This is a genomic window from Arthrobacter sp. YC-RL1, from assembly GCF_001454985.1.
GTDB lineage: Bacteria > Actinomycetota > Actinomycetes > Actinomycetales > Micrococcaceae > Glutamicibacter > Glutamicibacter soli.
Window position 1 is genome coordinate 503,189 of record NZ_CP013297.1, and the last position, 15,069, is coordinate 518,257.

12 protein-coding genes are annotated in these 15,069 nt (G+C 64.1%); 7 read left to right on the plus strand and 5 right to left on the minus strand.

What is annotated here, in order from left to right; all coding sequences use genetic code 11:
• Window positions 1-145 precede the first annotated feature (145 nt).
• Window positions 146-1,690 (plus strand): PucR family transcriptional regulator, encoded by a 1,545-nt coding sequence (locus ATC04_RS02290; protein ID WP_231735885.1) that lies wholly within the window; start codon window positions 146-148, stop codon window positions 1,688-1,690.
• 888 nt (window positions 1,691-2,578) lie between these two features.
• Here ATC04_RS02290 and ATC04_RS02300 read toward each other — a convergent pair.
• The gene (locus tag ATC04_RS02300; RefSeq protein WP_047120309.1) at window positions 2,579-3,907 is read right to left on the minus strand and encodes an MFS transporter; all 1,329 of its coding nucleotides are present in this window, start codon (window positions 3,905-3,907) and stop codon (window positions 2,579-2,581) included.
• A 185-nt stretch (window positions 3,908-4,092) separates the two neighbouring features.
• On the opposite strand from ATC04_RS02300, the gene ATC04_RS02305 reads away from it, so the two are divergent.
• The 4 genes from ATC04_RS02305 to ATC04_RS02320 all read left to right on the plus strand — a co-directional run bounded on the left by ATC04_RS02305 (window position 4,093) and on the right by ATC04_RS02320 (window position 9,921).
• Window positions 4,093-5,013 (plus strand): LysR family transcriptional regulator, encoded by a 921-nt coding sequence (locus tag ATC04_RS02305; protein ID WP_160309106.1) that lies wholly within the window; start codon window positions 4,093-4,095, stop codon window positions 5,011-5,013.
• Window positions 5,014-5,065: 52 nt separating this feature from the next.
• On the plus strand, window positions 5,066-6,754 hold the full coding sequence (locus ATC04_RS02310; protein WP_231735886.1) for an amidohydrolase: 1,689 nt from the start codon (window positions 5,066-5,068) through the stop codon (window positions 6,752-6,754).
• Window positions 6,755-6,839: 85 nt separating this feature from the next.
• Window positions 6,840-8,498: a thiamine pyrophosphate-dependent enzyme gene (locus tag ATC04_RS02315; protein ID WP_047120306.1), complete on the plus strand. Its 1,659-nt coding sequence runs from the start codon at window positions 6,840-6,842 to the stop codon at window positions 8,496-8,498.
• A 49-nt stretch (window positions 8,499-8,547) separates the two neighbouring features.
• Complete coding sequence (locus ATC04_RS02320; protein WP_047120305.1) at window positions 8,548-9,921, plus strand: NAD-dependent succinate-semialdehyde dehydrogenase; 1,374 nt, start codon at window positions 8,548-8,550, stop codon at window positions 9,919-9,921.
• Window positions 9,922-10,235: 314 nt separating this feature from the next.
• Here ATC04_RS02320 and ATC04_RS02325 read toward each other — a convergent pair whose 3' ends face one another.
• Window positions 10,236-10,712 (minus strand): pyridoxamine 5'-phosphate oxidase family protein, encoded by a 477-nt coding sequence (locus ATC04_RS02325; RefSeq protein ID WP_047120304.1) that lies wholly within the window; start codon window positions 10,710-10,712, stop codon window positions 10,236-10,238.
• Between the two features lie 157 nt (window positions 10,713-10,869).
• On the opposite strand from ATC04_RS02325, the gene ATC04_RS19175 reads away from it, so the two are divergent.
• The gene (locus tag ATC04_RS19175; RefSeq protein ID WP_152666902.1) at window positions 10,870-11,115 is read left to right on the plus strand and encodes a hypothetical protein; all 246 of its coding nucleotides are present in this window, start codon (window positions 10,870-10,872) and stop codon (window positions 11,113-11,115) included.
• Between the two features lie 165 nt (window positions 11,116-11,280).
• Here the strand turns inward: ATC04_RS19175 and ATC04_RS02335 are convergent, their stop codons facing one another.
• Window positions 11,281-11,610, minus strand: a complete 330-nt coding sequence (locus ATC04_RS02335) for a hypothetical protein (RefSeq protein ID WP_231735887.1) — start codon at window positions 11,608-11,610, stop codon at window positions 11,281-11,283.
• Between the two features lie 693 nt (window positions 11,611-12,303).
• On the opposite strand from ATC04_RS02335, the gene ATC04_RS02340 reads away from it, so the two are divergent.
• Window positions 12,304-12,960: a cyclodeaminase/cyclohydrolase family protein gene (locus ATC04_RS02340; RefSeq protein ID WP_047120959.1), complete on the plus strand. Its 657-nt coding sequence runs from the start codon at window positions 12,304-12,306 to the stop codon at window positions 12,958-12,960.
• Here ATC04_RS02340 and ATC04_RS02345 read toward each other — a convergent pair.
• Both ATC04_RS02345 and bcp read right to left on the minus strand, forming a co-directional pair.
• Entirely contained in the window at window positions 12,957-14,342 is a 1,386-nt protein-coding gene (locus ATC04_RS02345; RefSeq protein ID WP_047120301.1) for a deoxyribodipyrimidine photo-lyase, read from the minus strand. The genes ATC04_RS02340 and ATC04_RS02345 overlap by 4 nt on opposite strands.
• Window positions 14,343-14,520: 178 nt before the next feature.
• Window positions 14,521-14,997 (minus strand): thioredoxin-dependent thiol peroxidase, encoded by a 477-nt coding sequence (bcp, locus tag ATC04_RS02350; protein WP_047120300.1) that lies wholly within the window; start codon window positions 14,995-14,997, stop codon window positions 14,521-14,523.
• Window positions 14,998-15,069: the final 72 nt, after the last annotated feature.

Genomic DNA, 15,069 nt, shown 5'->3' on the forward strand with positions numbered 1-15,069 from the left:
TCATTGGTGGAATTCAAAGCTCGGCGCGCGTAGATTGTAGTTTCTACAACGGCCCCGGAGTTCCGCGGGAATCAGGGCCGGCCGGGACAAGAAAGTTGGTGCGGTGGGCGAGCGCGAGCCATTGACGGTGCAGGAATTGCTTCACGTGAGGTCACTGGGATTGCACGCGGAAGTGCTGCCGCACCCCGAAATCGAGGTCAGCGGGGCGCACACCTCCGAGATCCACGACCCCGGGCGCTGGTTCGATCCGGGAAACATCATGCTCACCACCGGGCTGCGCCTGCAAGGCGAGCAGGACCTGGAGGCGGCCGCCGCGGGCCTGGCCGCCGCGCTGCGCCGGGCGCGGGTCTCCGCGTTGTGCTTCGGGCTGGGCATCTACTTCGAGGCGGTTCCCGTGGAACTCATCGAGGCCTGCCAGCGGGCGGACGTGAACCTGCTGACCGTGGCCCGGGACGTGCCGTTCAGCCACGTGGAGAAGTACGTCAATGCGCTGGGCCCGGTGGCCGAGGACTACGGCATGAAGCGCGCCATGTGGTTGACCAACGACCTGCTCGATTCCATCGCCTCCGACCAGCCGATCGCCTCGCTGATCCAGCGCGTGGCGGCCAACTGCCGCGGCGCGGCGATGCTCTACGAGGACACCGGCAAGCTGGTCGAGTCCAGCGGCGACGGCCCGGTGCACCTGGTGCTGCAGGCCATCACCAACCACGGGGTGCACTACGAGAAGATCAGCATCGGCCGCTGGCAGGTCATGTACCGCACCATCGTGATGCGCGGGCGCGGCTACCACCTGGCCATTGCCAGCCGGAACGAGCAGGTGCTGGGCGAGGTGGGGGACATCCTGCTGGACACCACGCAGAAGATGCTCGGCGCCATCAAGGGGCTGCAGCACCTGGATGCCTCGCGGCGCCGCCACGAGAATTCGCAGCTGGTCACCAGCCTGCAGGACGGCATCGAGGTCTCCCGCGAACTGCGCTACTGGGAGCTGCTGCAGCCCTTCGGCTTCGAGGCCTACCAGCCGGTGCGCAGCGTCGCGGCCGTGGTGCTGCATGAGGGCAGCCTGGGCCCGCGCCGGGTGGAAACCCTGCTCAGCTCCGCGCAACGCGCCGGGGTGCCGCTGCTGTTCGCGGAAAACGGGCGCAGCAATGACATCCGCGCGGGATTCAACGCGCTGATCCCTGACACCAAACAGGCGGTCGGGTGGCTGGCGGAGCAGCGGGAGAACTTGGCCATCGGCCTGGGCGAGGCCTCCGGGTCGCTCTCGCGGATCCCGGAGCTGCTGCGCGGGGCGGAGCTCGCGGCCAAGGTGGCGCTGCGCGACACCGAGCACGAACCGGGCACCGAAGGCCTGCTGCTGCGAGCGGACGACCTGGACCCGGCCACCTGGATGCTGGCCCGCGTGGACAGCCCGCTGGATCGGCAGCGGCTGGTGCGTTTCATCGCCCCGCTGCGCGAAGAGCCGGAGCTGGAGGAGACGCTTATCGCCTATCTGGCGCTGGACCAGGACATTTCACGGGCGGCGGCGGCGCTCTTCGTGCACCAGAACACCGTGCGCTACCGGATCAAGAAGGCCGCCGAGCTGCTCGGCGGCAGCATGGCCGAGGTGCGCTTGGTGGCAAGCCTGTACCTGTCCTATGAGCGGCAGATTACCGAGACCCGCAATCGGCAGCGCACGGACAAGTATAAGTAAACCTGCAAGTTGGTTCCTTCCGACCGGCTCCTAATCCTTGGAGGTTATGGGCGGATTCCCTGAAGCAAGGGAAGTAATGAAGGGTTGTGAAGGTACGCCAGCGATCATTGGGCCCCTGCATGCGTAGCTTAGAGACAATTCTGGTACTAGGTCATCTGAGGGTGCGAACCATATTGCTGAAGGTAGATATTCCTGTAGGACTATCCGGCATCGCACAGGGAGCGCTGCCGCCGTGCGAGCCTTGTGACGATGGGTGAAAGTTCATGCGAACTAAAGATCCGCAGGGTCCGTCCAGACCGGGGTGTTGGACAGTTGAAGGATCACGATTAGTGCGCAAGTTAGAAGTGCTCGGAAAGCCATTTGGGTGTGGGTGCATCCCAGGGTGGCCGTCTAGCAGATCCATGCCATGGCCCTCTCCGATTTCGTGGCCCGCTACCGAAATCGGAGTTAGGGATTTCGCAGCGCCAGAAGCAGATCACCTCGGCATGCTGCCAGCTCCAGAAACCTGTTGTTCCCACCAAAGCCCGCAATTCCGCGGCCACTCGCTCGTTTTCTGGATGTCCACATCACGCGTCTACCAAGTACGCGTTGTGTTCGAGGAACTTCTTGATGTCTTTCAAAACCCCAAGGTTGGCAGTGGTCGTGCCGGTTCGAGCACCACGGCCATGGTGCGCTTTCGCCACCGTCCTTTGCCCTCGGGTCGGTGCGTTCATGGTCCTGTTTATGGGGCGGCCACTCGACGCGTTCGGGTGAGCTTGCAGGGTGTTGGCCCACATCTATCCAGTTGTCACAACTTCCAGCGAGCATTGGCAAAGGACGGCTCTACCACGACGCGGATGTGGTGGTGGAGCCGCCCTGATTTTTTGACAGGTCCCGGATTCCCCGGGACTAGGAGGAGGTTGGCACCTGTGCGGCGCGGGCATCGCGCGCACTCATCTTGCGGTGCAGGCCCCAGACGCCGCCAATGGTGACCAGCGCGATGATCGCGTAGAACCCGGCCACGCCCCACGGACCCAGCGAGCCGAGGACCGCCTGGGCGATCAGCGGGGTCGAGCCGCCGATCAGCGAAGCGCACAGGCCGTTGGCCAAGGCCACGCCGGTGAAGCGCACGTTGACCGGGAAGGCCTGGGACAGGAAGGAGGAGAGCATGGCGTAGTAGCCGGTGCCGCCGAGGATCGAGACGCCCAGCACCAGGGAGATGGCCACGGCGTTGGCGCTCATGATGGCCAGGAACAGCGGCACGATGATCAGCAGGTTCAGGAAGAGGCCCCAGAGCATGACCGGCACCCCGCCGATGCGTTCGGCGATCTTGGCCGCAATGGGCTGCCAGATGAACTGCAAGATGGCCATGGCCAGCAGGATGTTCAGGATGACCTGGCGGTTCATGCCCATGCCGCCGTTTTCCACGGACGTGGTGGTCCAGGACAGCAGGAAGGTGTTGTTGAAGAAGGCAATCGCGATGCCCAGTACCGAGGCGGCCACGCCCAACCAGACGTAGGAGGAAGCGGTCTTGAAGACCTGCACCAGCGGCACCTTGACCACTTCGTGGGCGGCGCGGGACTCGGTGAAGTCGGCGGACTCCTCGACCTTGGCGCGGATCACCAGGCCCACGATGACCAGCACCGCGGAGAAGAGGAACGGCACGCGCCAGCCCCAGGACAGGAAGGCCGCGTCATCGAGCGTACCCACCAGCAGGAACATCAGCGTGGCCATGATGGCGCCGGCGGGGGAGCCCTGCTGGACCCAGGCGCCGGCCATGCCGCGCTTCTTCTCGCTGGCGGACTCCGTGGCCATCAGCGTGGCACCGGCCCATTCGCCGCCCACCGCCAGGCCCTGCAGCGCACGCAGCACGACCAGGGCGACTGGGGCGAAGACCCCGATGGTTGCATAGCCCGGAAGCAGGCCGATCAGCGTAGTGGCGCTGCCCATGAGGAACAGGGTGGCCACCAAGACGTTCTTGCGCCCAAAACGGTCGCCCAGGTGTCCGAAGAGCACCCCGCCCAGCGGACGGGCCAGGAAGCCGACCCAGAAGGTCGCGAAGGAGGCCATGATGCCGGCGCCCGGGGCGATGTCCGGGTAGAACACCTTTCCGAAGACCAGTGCTGCGGCGGTGCCGAAAATGAAGAAGTCGTACCACTCGATGGCGGTGCCCACGAAGGCGCCGGCGGTGGCCCGGGTTTGACGCTGTTGGGGCGTCAGGGAGCGAGATGTTTTCATGCGGTTGTCCTTGGGTGATGCGCGTTCTTGTTCAAGTGAGCCGCGCCATAGATTTGCGTCACTTTCAGTATTGCCGGGCCGTGCTGTCTGCGTCTAAGACCAGATAGGAAGTGAAATCATGCCGTTTGGTTATGGATTGTCGGATTCTCGATTGCACTGGTCGCCATGTTGCTATCTTCTTAAGCATGAACATTCGCCGACTGCAGTATTTCATCGCCGTTGTCGAGCACGGTACCGTGACGGCCGCCGCGGAGGTCCTCCATATCGCCCAACCGGCCCTGAGCCGACAGCTGAAGACCCTGGAGCGCGAATTGCGCATCGAGCTTTTCCAGTCTGCGGGCAACCGGCTCGTGCTGACCAACAGCGGGAGGGCCTTCGTCCCCATGGCGCGCAAGCTGCTGGCCGAATCCCGTGACTTGGACGCGGCCGTTCAGGTTCTGCGTACGGGCCAGGTTCAGCGTCTCTCTTGCGCGGCAACGACGGCCTCTCTGCGTGGATTCTTGTCGAACTTCATTGCCGAGCTCGGGCCGGACCAGCCGACAATTGTGGCCCGGGAAACGGGGCACTTCGAGCTGGAATCGGCCCTGCTCGATGACCTCGACTTCATCATCACCCCGACTATTCCCACTGGCGATCTGGCAACCGTCATGCTGGGAGATGTGCCGATCCGCGCCCAAGTGCCAGCAGGGCACCGCTGGCTGGGGGAAAGCCGCCGAGGGATCGAACTCTCGGAGCTGGTTGACCAGCCGCTGATCCTCTCTCCGGAACACTCGGTCAGTCGCCGGATTTTTTCTGAAGCGCTCGAACGCCAAGGGCTGCGGATTGAGCGCGCAGAGGTGTGCGACGACGGGTTGGTTTCCCACGCCTTGGTCGCCTCCGGCCGCGGCATCGCGGTCAATACCGAATATCCTGCCTTCGGGGTGCGCGGAATACCCCTTTTCGAGCAACTAGGCGTGCCAGATGCCAGTCCGTTGACGCTTCACATGTACATGGCCTGGCGTCGAGGCCACTACGCGGAAGCGAAGCTTCGCGAACTGGCCTCAGGGCTGATGGAAATGGTGGGAGGGCGGCAGGAGTCCTGGGATGTTCCAGGGCGCGATGCATAACTTTTGAGCATGTTAAATAGATCTTTTATGCATTAGACAGCATGGACTTTGCGTGCGGATACTTGAGGCAGATCACTTCAAGCTCGACGCAGGAGGACCCATGTTCGACGTGCTCTACACCAACGGAACCATCCACACTCAAGACCCGCGACGTCCGATGGCAAAGGCACTGGGGGTGCATCAAGGACGCATCATCTGCCTGGATGACCAAGTGGAGACCCGCCACTTCGCGCAGGTGGTCGACCTCGGCGGCGCGTCAGTCGTTCCCGGCTTCAACGACGCCCACCTGCATCTGACCTTCATCGGGGATGCCCTGCGCCAGGTCGACCTTCGTCCGCAAGCAGTGAAGACCATGGACGAGTTGCTGGCCGCTGTGGATTCCGCGGCTCGTGAGGCCTCCGATGGTGCCTGGGTCATCGGCACTGGCTACGACCAGAACTTCCTTGGCGATGCACACCCCACCGCGCTGGCGCTGGACGCGGTCAGCCACGGCCACCCGGTCTTCCTGTGGCACGTATCACGCCACATGGCCGTGGCCAACACCCACGCCTTCGAGCGCTCCGGCTACCCGGAACGCCGCAACGTGCCGGTGCCCGACGGCGGCGCGGTGCCCAAGGATTCCGCCGGCCTGGCCCTGGGCCTGCTCCAGGAAACCGCCCGCAGCCTGGTGCTGGACCACATCCCGGCCAAAACGATTGAGGACGTGGCCGAGCTGGTTGCGGCCGGCTCGCAGGAAATGCTCAAGCTGGGCGTCACCTCCATCACCGAGCCCGGCGTGGGTGCCCCGGACCACATCGGGCAGAGCACCGTGGATTTGGCCGGCTACCAGCTGGCCCGCGAGCGCGGCCAGCTGGGCGTGCGCGCCACCCTGATGCCCTACCTGACCACCCTGCACCCGCTGGACACCGACAAGGTTGACGGACACACCCGTTACGGCCTGGATTTGGGCCTGCGCAGTGGCTTGGGCGACGACTTCTTGCGACTGGGCCCCACCAAGGTGCTCTCCGACGGTTCGCTGATCGGGCGCAGCGCATTCATGTGCTGCGACTACGCCATCGACGAAGGCAACCGCGGGCTGCTGCAGTTTCCCGAGGACACGCTGCGCGAAAAGCTGATCGGCGCCCACCTGGCCGGCTGGCAGCTGGCCGTGCACGCCATCGGCGACGCCGCGCTGGACGTGGTGATGGACATTGTCGCCGAGGCGCAGTCGCTGCTTCCGCGCACCGACGCCCGCCACCGCATCGAGCACGCCTCGATGGCCTCCGACGCGCAGATCGCCCGCATGGTCCAGCTGGGACTGGTCCCGGTCCCGCAGGGCCGGTTCATCCACGAGCTGGGCGACGGGGTGGCCACCGCGCTGGGAGCCGAACGCCAGCCGCTGGCCTACCGAGTGAAGTCCTTCCTGGACGCCGGCCTGGTCATCCCCGGCTCCACCGACGCCCCGGTGGTCAGCGCGGATCCGATCCTGAACATCGCCTCGCTGGTGCAGCGCACCACGCAGGGCGGTGCCCCCTTCACCGATTCAGAGAAGCTCACCGTGGCCCAGGCGGTGCATGCCTACACCGTGGGCAGCGCCTACGCGGTGCACGAGGAGCACTACAAGGGCAAGCTGGTCCCCGGACAGCTGGCAGACTTCGTAGTGCTCTCCCAGGACCTCTACGAGATCGACGCCGAGCAGATTGCCGAAACCCGCGTGCAAGCCACCGTGGTGGGCGGGGCGCTGGTTTATGGCGACCTCTAGCTCGGCCGCGGCCGCACCGGCCGCCCCCGCACATCCCACCGATTCCATCCCCGCACACCGCACAGCAGCACACAGGAGCAACCCCATGAGCAACTCCCCGAGCAACCCCACCCACGCCGGACAGGCTATCGTCGACTCGCTGGCCCTCCACGGGGTCGACCGCGTCTTCACCGTCCCGGGCGAGTCCTACCTGGCCGTGCTCGACGGCCTGCACGGGGCGAACATCGAGAACGTGATCGCCCGCCAGGAAGGCGGCGCCTCCTACATGGCCGAGGCCTACGGCAAGTTCACCGGACGTCCCGGCGTGGCCATGGTCACCCGCGGCCCCGGCGCCTCCAACGCCTACGTGGGCATCCACACCGCCTGGCAGGACGGCACCCCGATGGTGCTGTTCGTGGGCCTGATCCCGGTGGCGGACCGCATGCGCGAATCCTTCCAGGAATTCGACCCCTACGCCTGGTTCGGCACCCAAACCAAGCGCGTCTTCGTGCTCGACGAGCCGAACCGCGCCTCCGATGTCGTGGCCGAGGCCTTCTTCGCCGCCTCCTCGGGGCGCCCCGGCCCGGTGGTCGTGGGCCTGCCCGAAGACGTAATCACCAAGGAATTCACCGCCGCGCTCACCGCGCCGATCCCGGTTGCCGAGGGCGCAGTGGACGCCGCGCAGCTCGAGGCGATCACCCAGGCGCTGGACGGCGCGCAGCGTCCGCTGCTGATGGTCGGCGGGCAGCGCTGGAGCGCACAGGCCGCCGCCCAGGTCACCGCCTTCGCCGAGAAGAACAACATCCCGGTGGTGCAGGACTGGCACGCCGCGGACCGCATCCCGTTCGGCTCCCCGGTCAACATGGGCTCGCTGGGCTACGGACGCTCGGCCGCCGCGGCCACCATGCTCGCCGACGCCGACGTGCTGGTAAGCATCGGTTGCGTGCTGGGTGATGTCTCCTCCGACGGCTACACCCTGCGCCAGGACCCGGACGCCGTGAACTACGTGATCAGCCCGGACACCACGCTGCGCGGACGCTCGGGCAACCTCAGCGCCCACGTGCTGGCCTCCCCGGTGGCCTTCGCCGCCGCGCTGGAAGGCATCGAGCTGGGCGCCGGTGAACGCTGGGAGGATTGGCGCGCCGCCGGCCGCGAGGCCCAGGTGAAGGTTTCCACCATCCCGGGCGACGAGCAGCTTCCGGCCACCGCCCCGGGCACCGCCCGCATGTCCGTGGTGATGCGCGAACTGATCTCGCGCCTGCCCGATGACGTGGTGAACTCCGTGGGCGCCGGCAACCACACCGCCTGGGCCCAGTGGTACATGCCGACCAACGTCTTCCCTTCGGCGCTGTCCACCCGCAACGGCTCCATGGGCTACTCCATCCCGGCCGCCGTGGTGGCCGCCAAGCAGGCCCCGGCGCGCCTGTCGGTGGCCGTGTGCGGCGACGGCGAGTTCCTGATGAACGGCCAGGAGTTCGCCACCGCGGCGCAGTTCGGCGCCCCGATCCTGGCCGTGGTCATGGACAACCGCCAGTTTGCCACGATCCGCGACCACCAGGAGCACCACTTCCCGGGCCGCGTCTCCGGCACCCAGCTGCAGAACCCTGACTTCGCCGCCTTTGCCCGTGCCTTCGGCGGGCATGGCGAATACGTTGACGACGATGCCCAGGCCGCCGAGGCCGTGCAGCGTGCGCTGGCCGCCGTGGCCGAAGGCCGCCCGGCCCTGATCCACGTGGTCACCGACCAGGCCATCGCCCTGCCCTAGCGCAGTCCGGTCCGCCGAGAACATCCCAACTTTTCCAAGGAGCACGTCAATGAGCACCTATGCAGTCACCAATCCCGCCACCGGACGTGTGGAGGCCAGCTACGATACGGCCACCGATGCGCAGGTCGCCCAGGCCGTCGCGCAGGCCGATGCGGCCTTCCGCACCTGGTCGAAGTCCGCCATCCAGGACCGCGTGGACCTGCTGAACCGCGTCGCGGACCTGTATGCCGAACGCCGCGAGCAGCTGGCCGCGATCATCACCCGCGAGATGGGCAAGCCGATCTTCCAGTCTGGAATTGAGATCGATATCGTTGTCTCGATCTACCGCTACTACGCGGCGAACGGCCCGAAATTCCTGGAAGACGAGGAACTGGAAGTCGCCGCCGGGGGCAGGGCTGTCATCCGCAAGGAGGCGGTCGGCGCGCTGCTGGGCATCATGCCGTGGAACTTCCCGTACTACCAGGTGGCCCGCTTCGCCGCGCCGAACCTGATGAACGGCAACACCATCGTGCTCAAGCATGCCCCGCAGTGCCCGGAATCCGCGCTGGCCATGGAACAGATCTTCCTGGACGCAGGAGCCCCACAGGGCGCTTACGTCAACATCTTCGCGACCAATGAGCAGGTGGCCGACGTGATCGCCGACCCCCGCATCCAAGGTGTCTCGCTGACAGGTTCGGAACGGGCCGGTGGCGCGGTGGCGGAGATCGCCGGACGCAACCTGAAGAAGGTGGTGCTGGAACTGGGCGGCTCGGATCCGTTCCTGGTGCTGGATGATGCCGACGTCCCGGTGGCCGCGAAGCAGGGCCTATTCGGCCGCTTCGGCAATACCGGCCAGGCTTGCAATGCTGCCAAGCGCTTTATCGTCGACGAGTCTGTGTACTCCGAGTTCGCCGCGAACTTCGCCGACGCGGTGGCCGGGATCATCGTGGGCGACCCCACTGACCCGAACACCTTCATGGGCCCGCTGTCCTCGATTGCGGCCCGCGATTTGCTCGCTGCACAGGTGCAGGACGCCATCGACAAAGGCGCTACGGTTCTCGCCGGCGGAGCCAAGATCGAAAGCACAGGCGCATACTACGCTCCGACTATCTTGGCCGACGTCACCCCGGACATGCGTGCGTATTCGGAAGAGCTGTTCGGCCCGGTGGCAGTGCTCTACAAGGTCTCCGGCGACGACGCCGCGGTTCAGTTGGCCAACAGCTCGGACTACGGGCTGGGCGCCTCGGTGCAGACCCAGGATCCTGCGCGTGCGCAGGCCATTGCCGCCCGCCTGGAAACCGGCATGGTTTCCATCAACGAGCCGTCCGGCACCGCCGCGGAGCTGCCCTTCGGCGGCGTGAAGCGCTCTGGAGTGGGTCGTGAGCTGGGCAAGTTCGGGATGGCCGAATTCGTGAACCACAAGCTGGTGAAATTTCCAGGCTAGCGCGCACGATCATGCGCCCGCGGTTGCCTAGAGATAGTTCCGCTCCCGCCTACTTCCCGAATTCCTTGGAAGTAGGCGGGGGTCTGCAGTAGAGAGGCATGTGGCACGTTCCCTTGCTATACATGCTCGTTGGCGTAGGCTCATATATGTCCTTTCTGAACTTGAGGTCTAGCTGGGCCACTCCTAAACTTGGTACTTTCCCGACTGTGCAGTGTTGAACGCTCCAACAGACGTGACTCTTATTGCTTCATGTCGAGGTTGCATTCAATCTCTTGACTAGTCGACTCACGCGTCACTAGTCGGCGCGCGCGAATTTAAAGGTCAACCACTCCAGAATCGCCCGGGTGGGCCTGCTCTCCGGTCAGCTTGTGCTTGACCCAGCTAGCGGCCAGGCTGACCGGCCCTCCCGGATTTTCCCAGTACTCGGCGGATTCGGAACTCACATGCAGCAGCGCGACATTCGGCGATTTGGCTCCGCCGCGGGCGAATGCCTCGACCGCAGGGTTCCAAAGTTCCTCCTTCTTGCCGACATCGCGCACGATCTCAGCGATGCCGCGGACGGAGACCCAGCTCGTCTTGTCGGAGAACGAGATGTTGATGTTGCGATCCTTCGCCACTTCCTGGGCGATTTCGGATTCTGTCGCGATGAAGAACCAGAGGTCGCCGTCGTCGGTGACTTGAACTGCTGTCAAGGGCCGGCTGAGCAGGTTCTCTCCCGACCGGGTGGTCAGCATGCCCACCTTGATGTCCTCGATGATCTTGACGACTTTTTCTACGTCATTGGTGCTCATGTGTTCCTCCAAAAAGAAGTATTGGATTTGCTTGGGCTGTTTTAGTTGGTTGGGATGCGGTTTGAGACGAGATGCCAACTTGTGAGTTTCAGTTAAAACCCTGGCAACCCCCTTGCGGCAGGAGCGTCAGGCGTAAGGTCGAACCCACGTGGAGCCAATGAACCTACAGAAATTGCCGATGAACCGCCGACCTCGCAAGCACCTGCATCTGAATCTCAACGATGACCAATTCGACGATCTCATCAGCGCCCTCGAGAACCACCGGGATTGCTTCCAACGCTTGAGCGAGGAAGCGGCGAACGGTTTTGGCCTTGGCATCCCCTATTGGGATGGACGGGTGAATGAGATCCAAGAGCTGATCGACGCGGTCCGGCATTGTGCTCGTGGCGATGGGGCGGAATAACCCGTTGCGGGTGTTCCTCCGTCCCTGCGGGATTCCAGGCTCCCGATGACATCACTTGTATGCCTGCCCCACAGAACGTTCTTCGGCGGCCCGGCCGCTGGGCGACCGATTACTGGTCTTTGCCCAGCAGCCAAGCGCCGGAATACGTACCGTGCAAAATCCTCGTCAACTATTGAAATGCTGGGCGTAGCTCTTCACTTCGGGTGCACCGTGGAAAACGGGGACTGGGTGCGTGACCGTGCTGCATTCCCAGTACTTCGAGCGAAAAGTCACCAAGCCCTGCAACTCGGCGCGCTCGAAGAGATCCGAAATCGGGGTTGAATCTTTTTCGCATCCCACGGTCTCCAAGGCCGGATTAGGCGTAGCCACATAGAGGAATTTCAGCTCGTCCGTCCGGGGATCGAGCATTGCGACCAGAACTGAGCGGCCATGCATGCTTACTAGTCCCATCACGTCGTTGACGGATTCCGTTGACACCGTCATCACGATTGGCATGCCCTGGGCCCATCCGTACTCGGACAAGTGCTTGCGGCCTTCACGTGACCCGAGAAGTTCCGAGACTCGCTCGGCCGTTTTCGTCCTGACTATACGTCCTGGCATCTGTTTGACCTCCACCTTGTTCGTAACTGTCCGGGTGATCCCGTTGTTCTTGGAACTTCGTGCAGCTCTGGCTTGAGGTTGCGAACTGCACGAAATCCACTGCATTTACGTCACTTAAGGAGTTCTATCTTAATTGGACCTGGTTGTCTCGAAACATGAAGGAAAGTCCAGTTCGCCAGGGAGTGAGCTCAGAAATTTCCATGTCAGATTGCGCTTTTGATGAATTATTATCACCGTGGATAGTTAAAAACGGCCTAGTCAATTAATGAAATATGGTTATATTTCAGCAAGCGACCACTTGAATTACCAAGTGCCCAGCAAAGCAAGACTTCTCGGGGAACTTTGAGGTTTTGTGTAGCCGGGGTCACTTTAGTTGCACTTGCATGTTTTGCCGCCCGGGGATTCGAGGGCATCGAATCGCGCCGTGTGCGGCTGCCTGACCCGATGTCGCCATGCAGGTCATTCCGGCAGTTGCGGAACTGCCGCGCGCGGCGGTCAATGGGGTTTCGGTGCGGGAAGGCAGTTGGCGGAACTCAGGGGCCACTCAGGAAGCGCTGGCCTGCGGCGGTCTGCGCGCACACTGGTGGCATGGAAAAACCGGAATCCGTATCCACGCAGCAGCTGACGGTCGCGCAATGGACCGAGAAGCTTTCGCAGACCACCGGAGTGCCTGGCGGGGGAGCGGGAAGCGGAGTGATGCTGTCCGTGGCAGCGGCGTTGATCTGCATGGCCGCCGGCTACAGCGAGGATGCCGAGGCTGAGGGAGAAGCGGGGCGCATTAGGCGACGAGGGCAAATCTTGCGCAACGAATCCCTCCAGCTGGCGGATGAGGACGCTGCTTGCTCTGCATCCTTCGGCGCGGCTTTCCATGCTCCGGCAGGCGCCGCCCGGTCGGCGGCGATTTGTGGTGCGGCACTGCAAGCTGCCCGGTCCTCGGCCGCCATCGGGAAGCGGGCCGCGGCGGCGGTTGATGACATCCGATGGCTGGCCGAATATGGAAACCAGGCCCTGGTTGCCGACGTGGTCGTCGCCTTGGGAGCGCTGCGGGCCTCGATCTCCGGGTGCCGTGCCAACGTCTGCTTTGATTTGTCGACGCTGCAAGCGCACCGGCACTCTGGGCGACCCGAGGGTGAAGACGCGCCTCTGCATGGCACCCTTGAACAGTTGGACCGCGCGCTGGCGAGCATCGATAAACTGTCCGCCGACATCGACGCCCGGATCAGGGACCGCCTGTCAGGCGACTAGCCCTTGTGGCGGGCTTTCATATGGTCGTAGGCTTCAAGGGCCTGGGCTCGCGAGGATTTCAGATCCACAATGGGCTCGTGGGCCACCGGGGCGAACCGCGCCACGTAGGATCCCTGCGGATCAAATTTCTTCGCCTGAAGCTCGGGGTTGAACACCCGGAAATATGGGGCAGCATCTGCGCCGCTGCCGGCAACCCACTGCCAATTGGCGCTGTTGCTGGCCAGGTCGGCGTCCACCAGGGTGTCCCAGAACCACTGCTCGCCGACCTTCCAGTGCACTCCTAGATTCTTGACCAGCAGGCTGGCCGTCACCATGCGGACGCGGTTATGCATCCAGCCGGTTTCCCAGAGCTGCCGCATGCCCGCGTCGACCAGGCGGAAGCCTGTCTCGCCGTGCTGCCAGGCGGCAACGTGGGCCGCGGCCTGCGGATCGTCGTCCGGCCACGCCCAGTCGAAGGCGTCGAATTCGCCGCGCAGGTTCTGCGTGGGCAGTGAAGGGTGGTGGTAGAGCAAATGCCAGCAGAAATCGCGCCACGCCAGCTGGCGCCGGACCGCGGCGACGCCCTCGGACGCGCCAGGATTCGACGCTGACTGCCGGCCCAGAGCTTCCCAGGCCTGGTGCGGACTGAGGTGCCCCCAGCGCAGGGCGGGGGACAGCGCGCTGGTCCCGTCCAGGTCCGGCCGGTCATGATGCTGCGGGTAGTCGGCGGCGATGGATTCGGCGACCTCCTCCAATCTTGAGTGCGCCTCGGCTTCTCCAGGGACCCACCTTGCGGCCAGCCCACCGGACCAGTCGGGGTTGGTGGGAAGCAGGTCCCAGCTCTCCAGGTCCTCGCTGTCTGGAAGGCTGTTCACGGTTTCCTGCGGTTCAGGGACTGGCAGGACCGGGCGCAGCTCGGCATCGCGCAGCTTGTTGTAGAACGGGGTGAAGACCTTGTAGGAGTTGCCCTCCTGGGTCTGGAGTTGCCAAGGCTCGTGCAGCAATGAGCCTGCGTAGCTGTGCGCTTCGCGTCCCGCGCCGCGAAGCTTCGCCTTGGCCAGCGCATCGACCTCTCGTTCGGCTTCCGAGTATCGGCGGGTCCAATGGATGCCCTGCGCTCCGCAGTCCTCGGCCAGCGTGTTGATGATTTCCGCTGCCTGTCCGCTACGCAGAACCAGTGGAACACCCAGCTCGGCCAGTGATTCGCGGAGGCTGAGCAAAGCGTGGTGGAGCCACCAGCGCGCGGCGCCGCCAAGCGCCCGCAGTCCGGGGGATTGCTCGTCGAAGACGTAGACGGCGATGGCCGGACCTGCAGCCATGGCGGCGGTCAGCGCCGGATGGTCTGCGGTGCGCAGGTCGTCGCGGAACCAGACAAGCTGGAGCGGGGCGGTTGTGCGGGGCATGCAGTTCCTTTGGCTTGGGAATAATGCTAGCTTAGCTAACTTTTAGCCCGGCAAAAGTCCACTATGGTGCGGAGTATCAGATGGCGACTGTGCGGACGCAAAAGGATGGGTGCGGGAACCTTCGGTTCCTGCGCCCATCCTCGGCCGAATTCAGGAGGGCCGCCTGGGCCCAAGGGCTTTAGATACCCAGCTCATCACGCAGGCGGGCCACGTGGCCCTTGGCATCCACGCTGTACTCCACATGACTGATCTTCCCTTCAGGGTCCACCACTGCCGTTGAGCGCAGCGTGCCCACGAAGGTCTTGTCCCCAAAGGTCTTTTCGCCGAAAGATCCGTAGGCTTTCGCCACGGCATTGTCCGGATCGGAGAGCAGCGGGAAGTTCAAGGACTCATCCGAAGCGAACTGGCTATTGGCTTCCGGCTCGTCGGGAGAGATGCCCAAAACCGAATAACCAGCAGCGTGCAGCGAATTCAGGTTGTCGCGGAAGTCGCAGGCTTCGGTTGTGCAGCCCGGGGTTGCCGCCTTTGGGTAGAAGTAGACGATGACATTCTTGCCAGCGTAGTCGGAAAGCGAAACAACCTCGGATTCGGTGTTGCGCAGGGAGAATGCGGGGGCCTGCTGGCCCACGGCCAGGGGAGCGGAATGTTCAGCCACGATCTCAACTTTCGTATTACGGTAATTTCTTTTCATTCTAGGTGTTTCCGGTCTCCCCTGCTAGGGGGAAGC

What these genes read in the sequence shown, in the direction of transcription:
- ATC04_RS02305 (WP_160309106.1), top strand. Translation starts at nt 4,093, where the DNA reads ATGAACATTCGCCGACTGCAGTATTTCATCGCCGTTGTCGAGCACGGT.
- ATC04_RS02300 (WP_047120309.1), bottom strand. Translation starts at nt 3,907, where the DNA reads ATGAAAACATCTCGCTCCCTGACGCCCCAACAGCGTCAAACCCGGGCC.
- ATC04_RS02340 (WP_047120959.1), top strand. Translation starts at nt 12,304, where the DNA reads ATGGAAAAACCGGAATCCGTATCCACGCAGCAGCTGACGGTCGCGCAA.
- ATC04_RS02345 (WP_047120301.1), bottom strand. Translation starts at nt 14,342, where the DNA reads ATGCCCCGCACAACCGCCCCGCTCCAGCTTGTCTGGTTCCGCGACGAC.
- ATC04_RS02335 (WP_231735887.1), bottom strand. Translation starts at nt 11,610, where the DNA reads ATGCCAATCGTGATGACGGTGTCAACGGAATCCGTCAACGACGTGATG.
- ATC04_RS02315 (WP_047120306.1), top strand. Translation starts at nt 6,840, where the DNA reads ATGAGCAACTCCCCGAGCAACCCCACCCACGCCGGACAGGCTATCGTC.
- ATC04_RS19175 (WP_152666902.1), top strand. Translation starts at nt 10,870, where the DNA reads ATGAACCTACAGAAATTGCCGATGAACCGCCGACCTCGCAAGCACCTG.
- ATC04_RS02325 (WP_047120304.1), bottom strand. Translation starts at nt 10,712, where the DNA reads ATGAGCACCAATGACGTAGAAAAAGTCGTCAAGATCATCGAGGACATC.
- ATC04_RS02320 (WP_047120305.1), top strand. Translation starts at nt 8,548, where the DNA reads ATGAGCACCTATGCAGTCACCAATCCCGCCACCGGACGTGTGGAGGCC.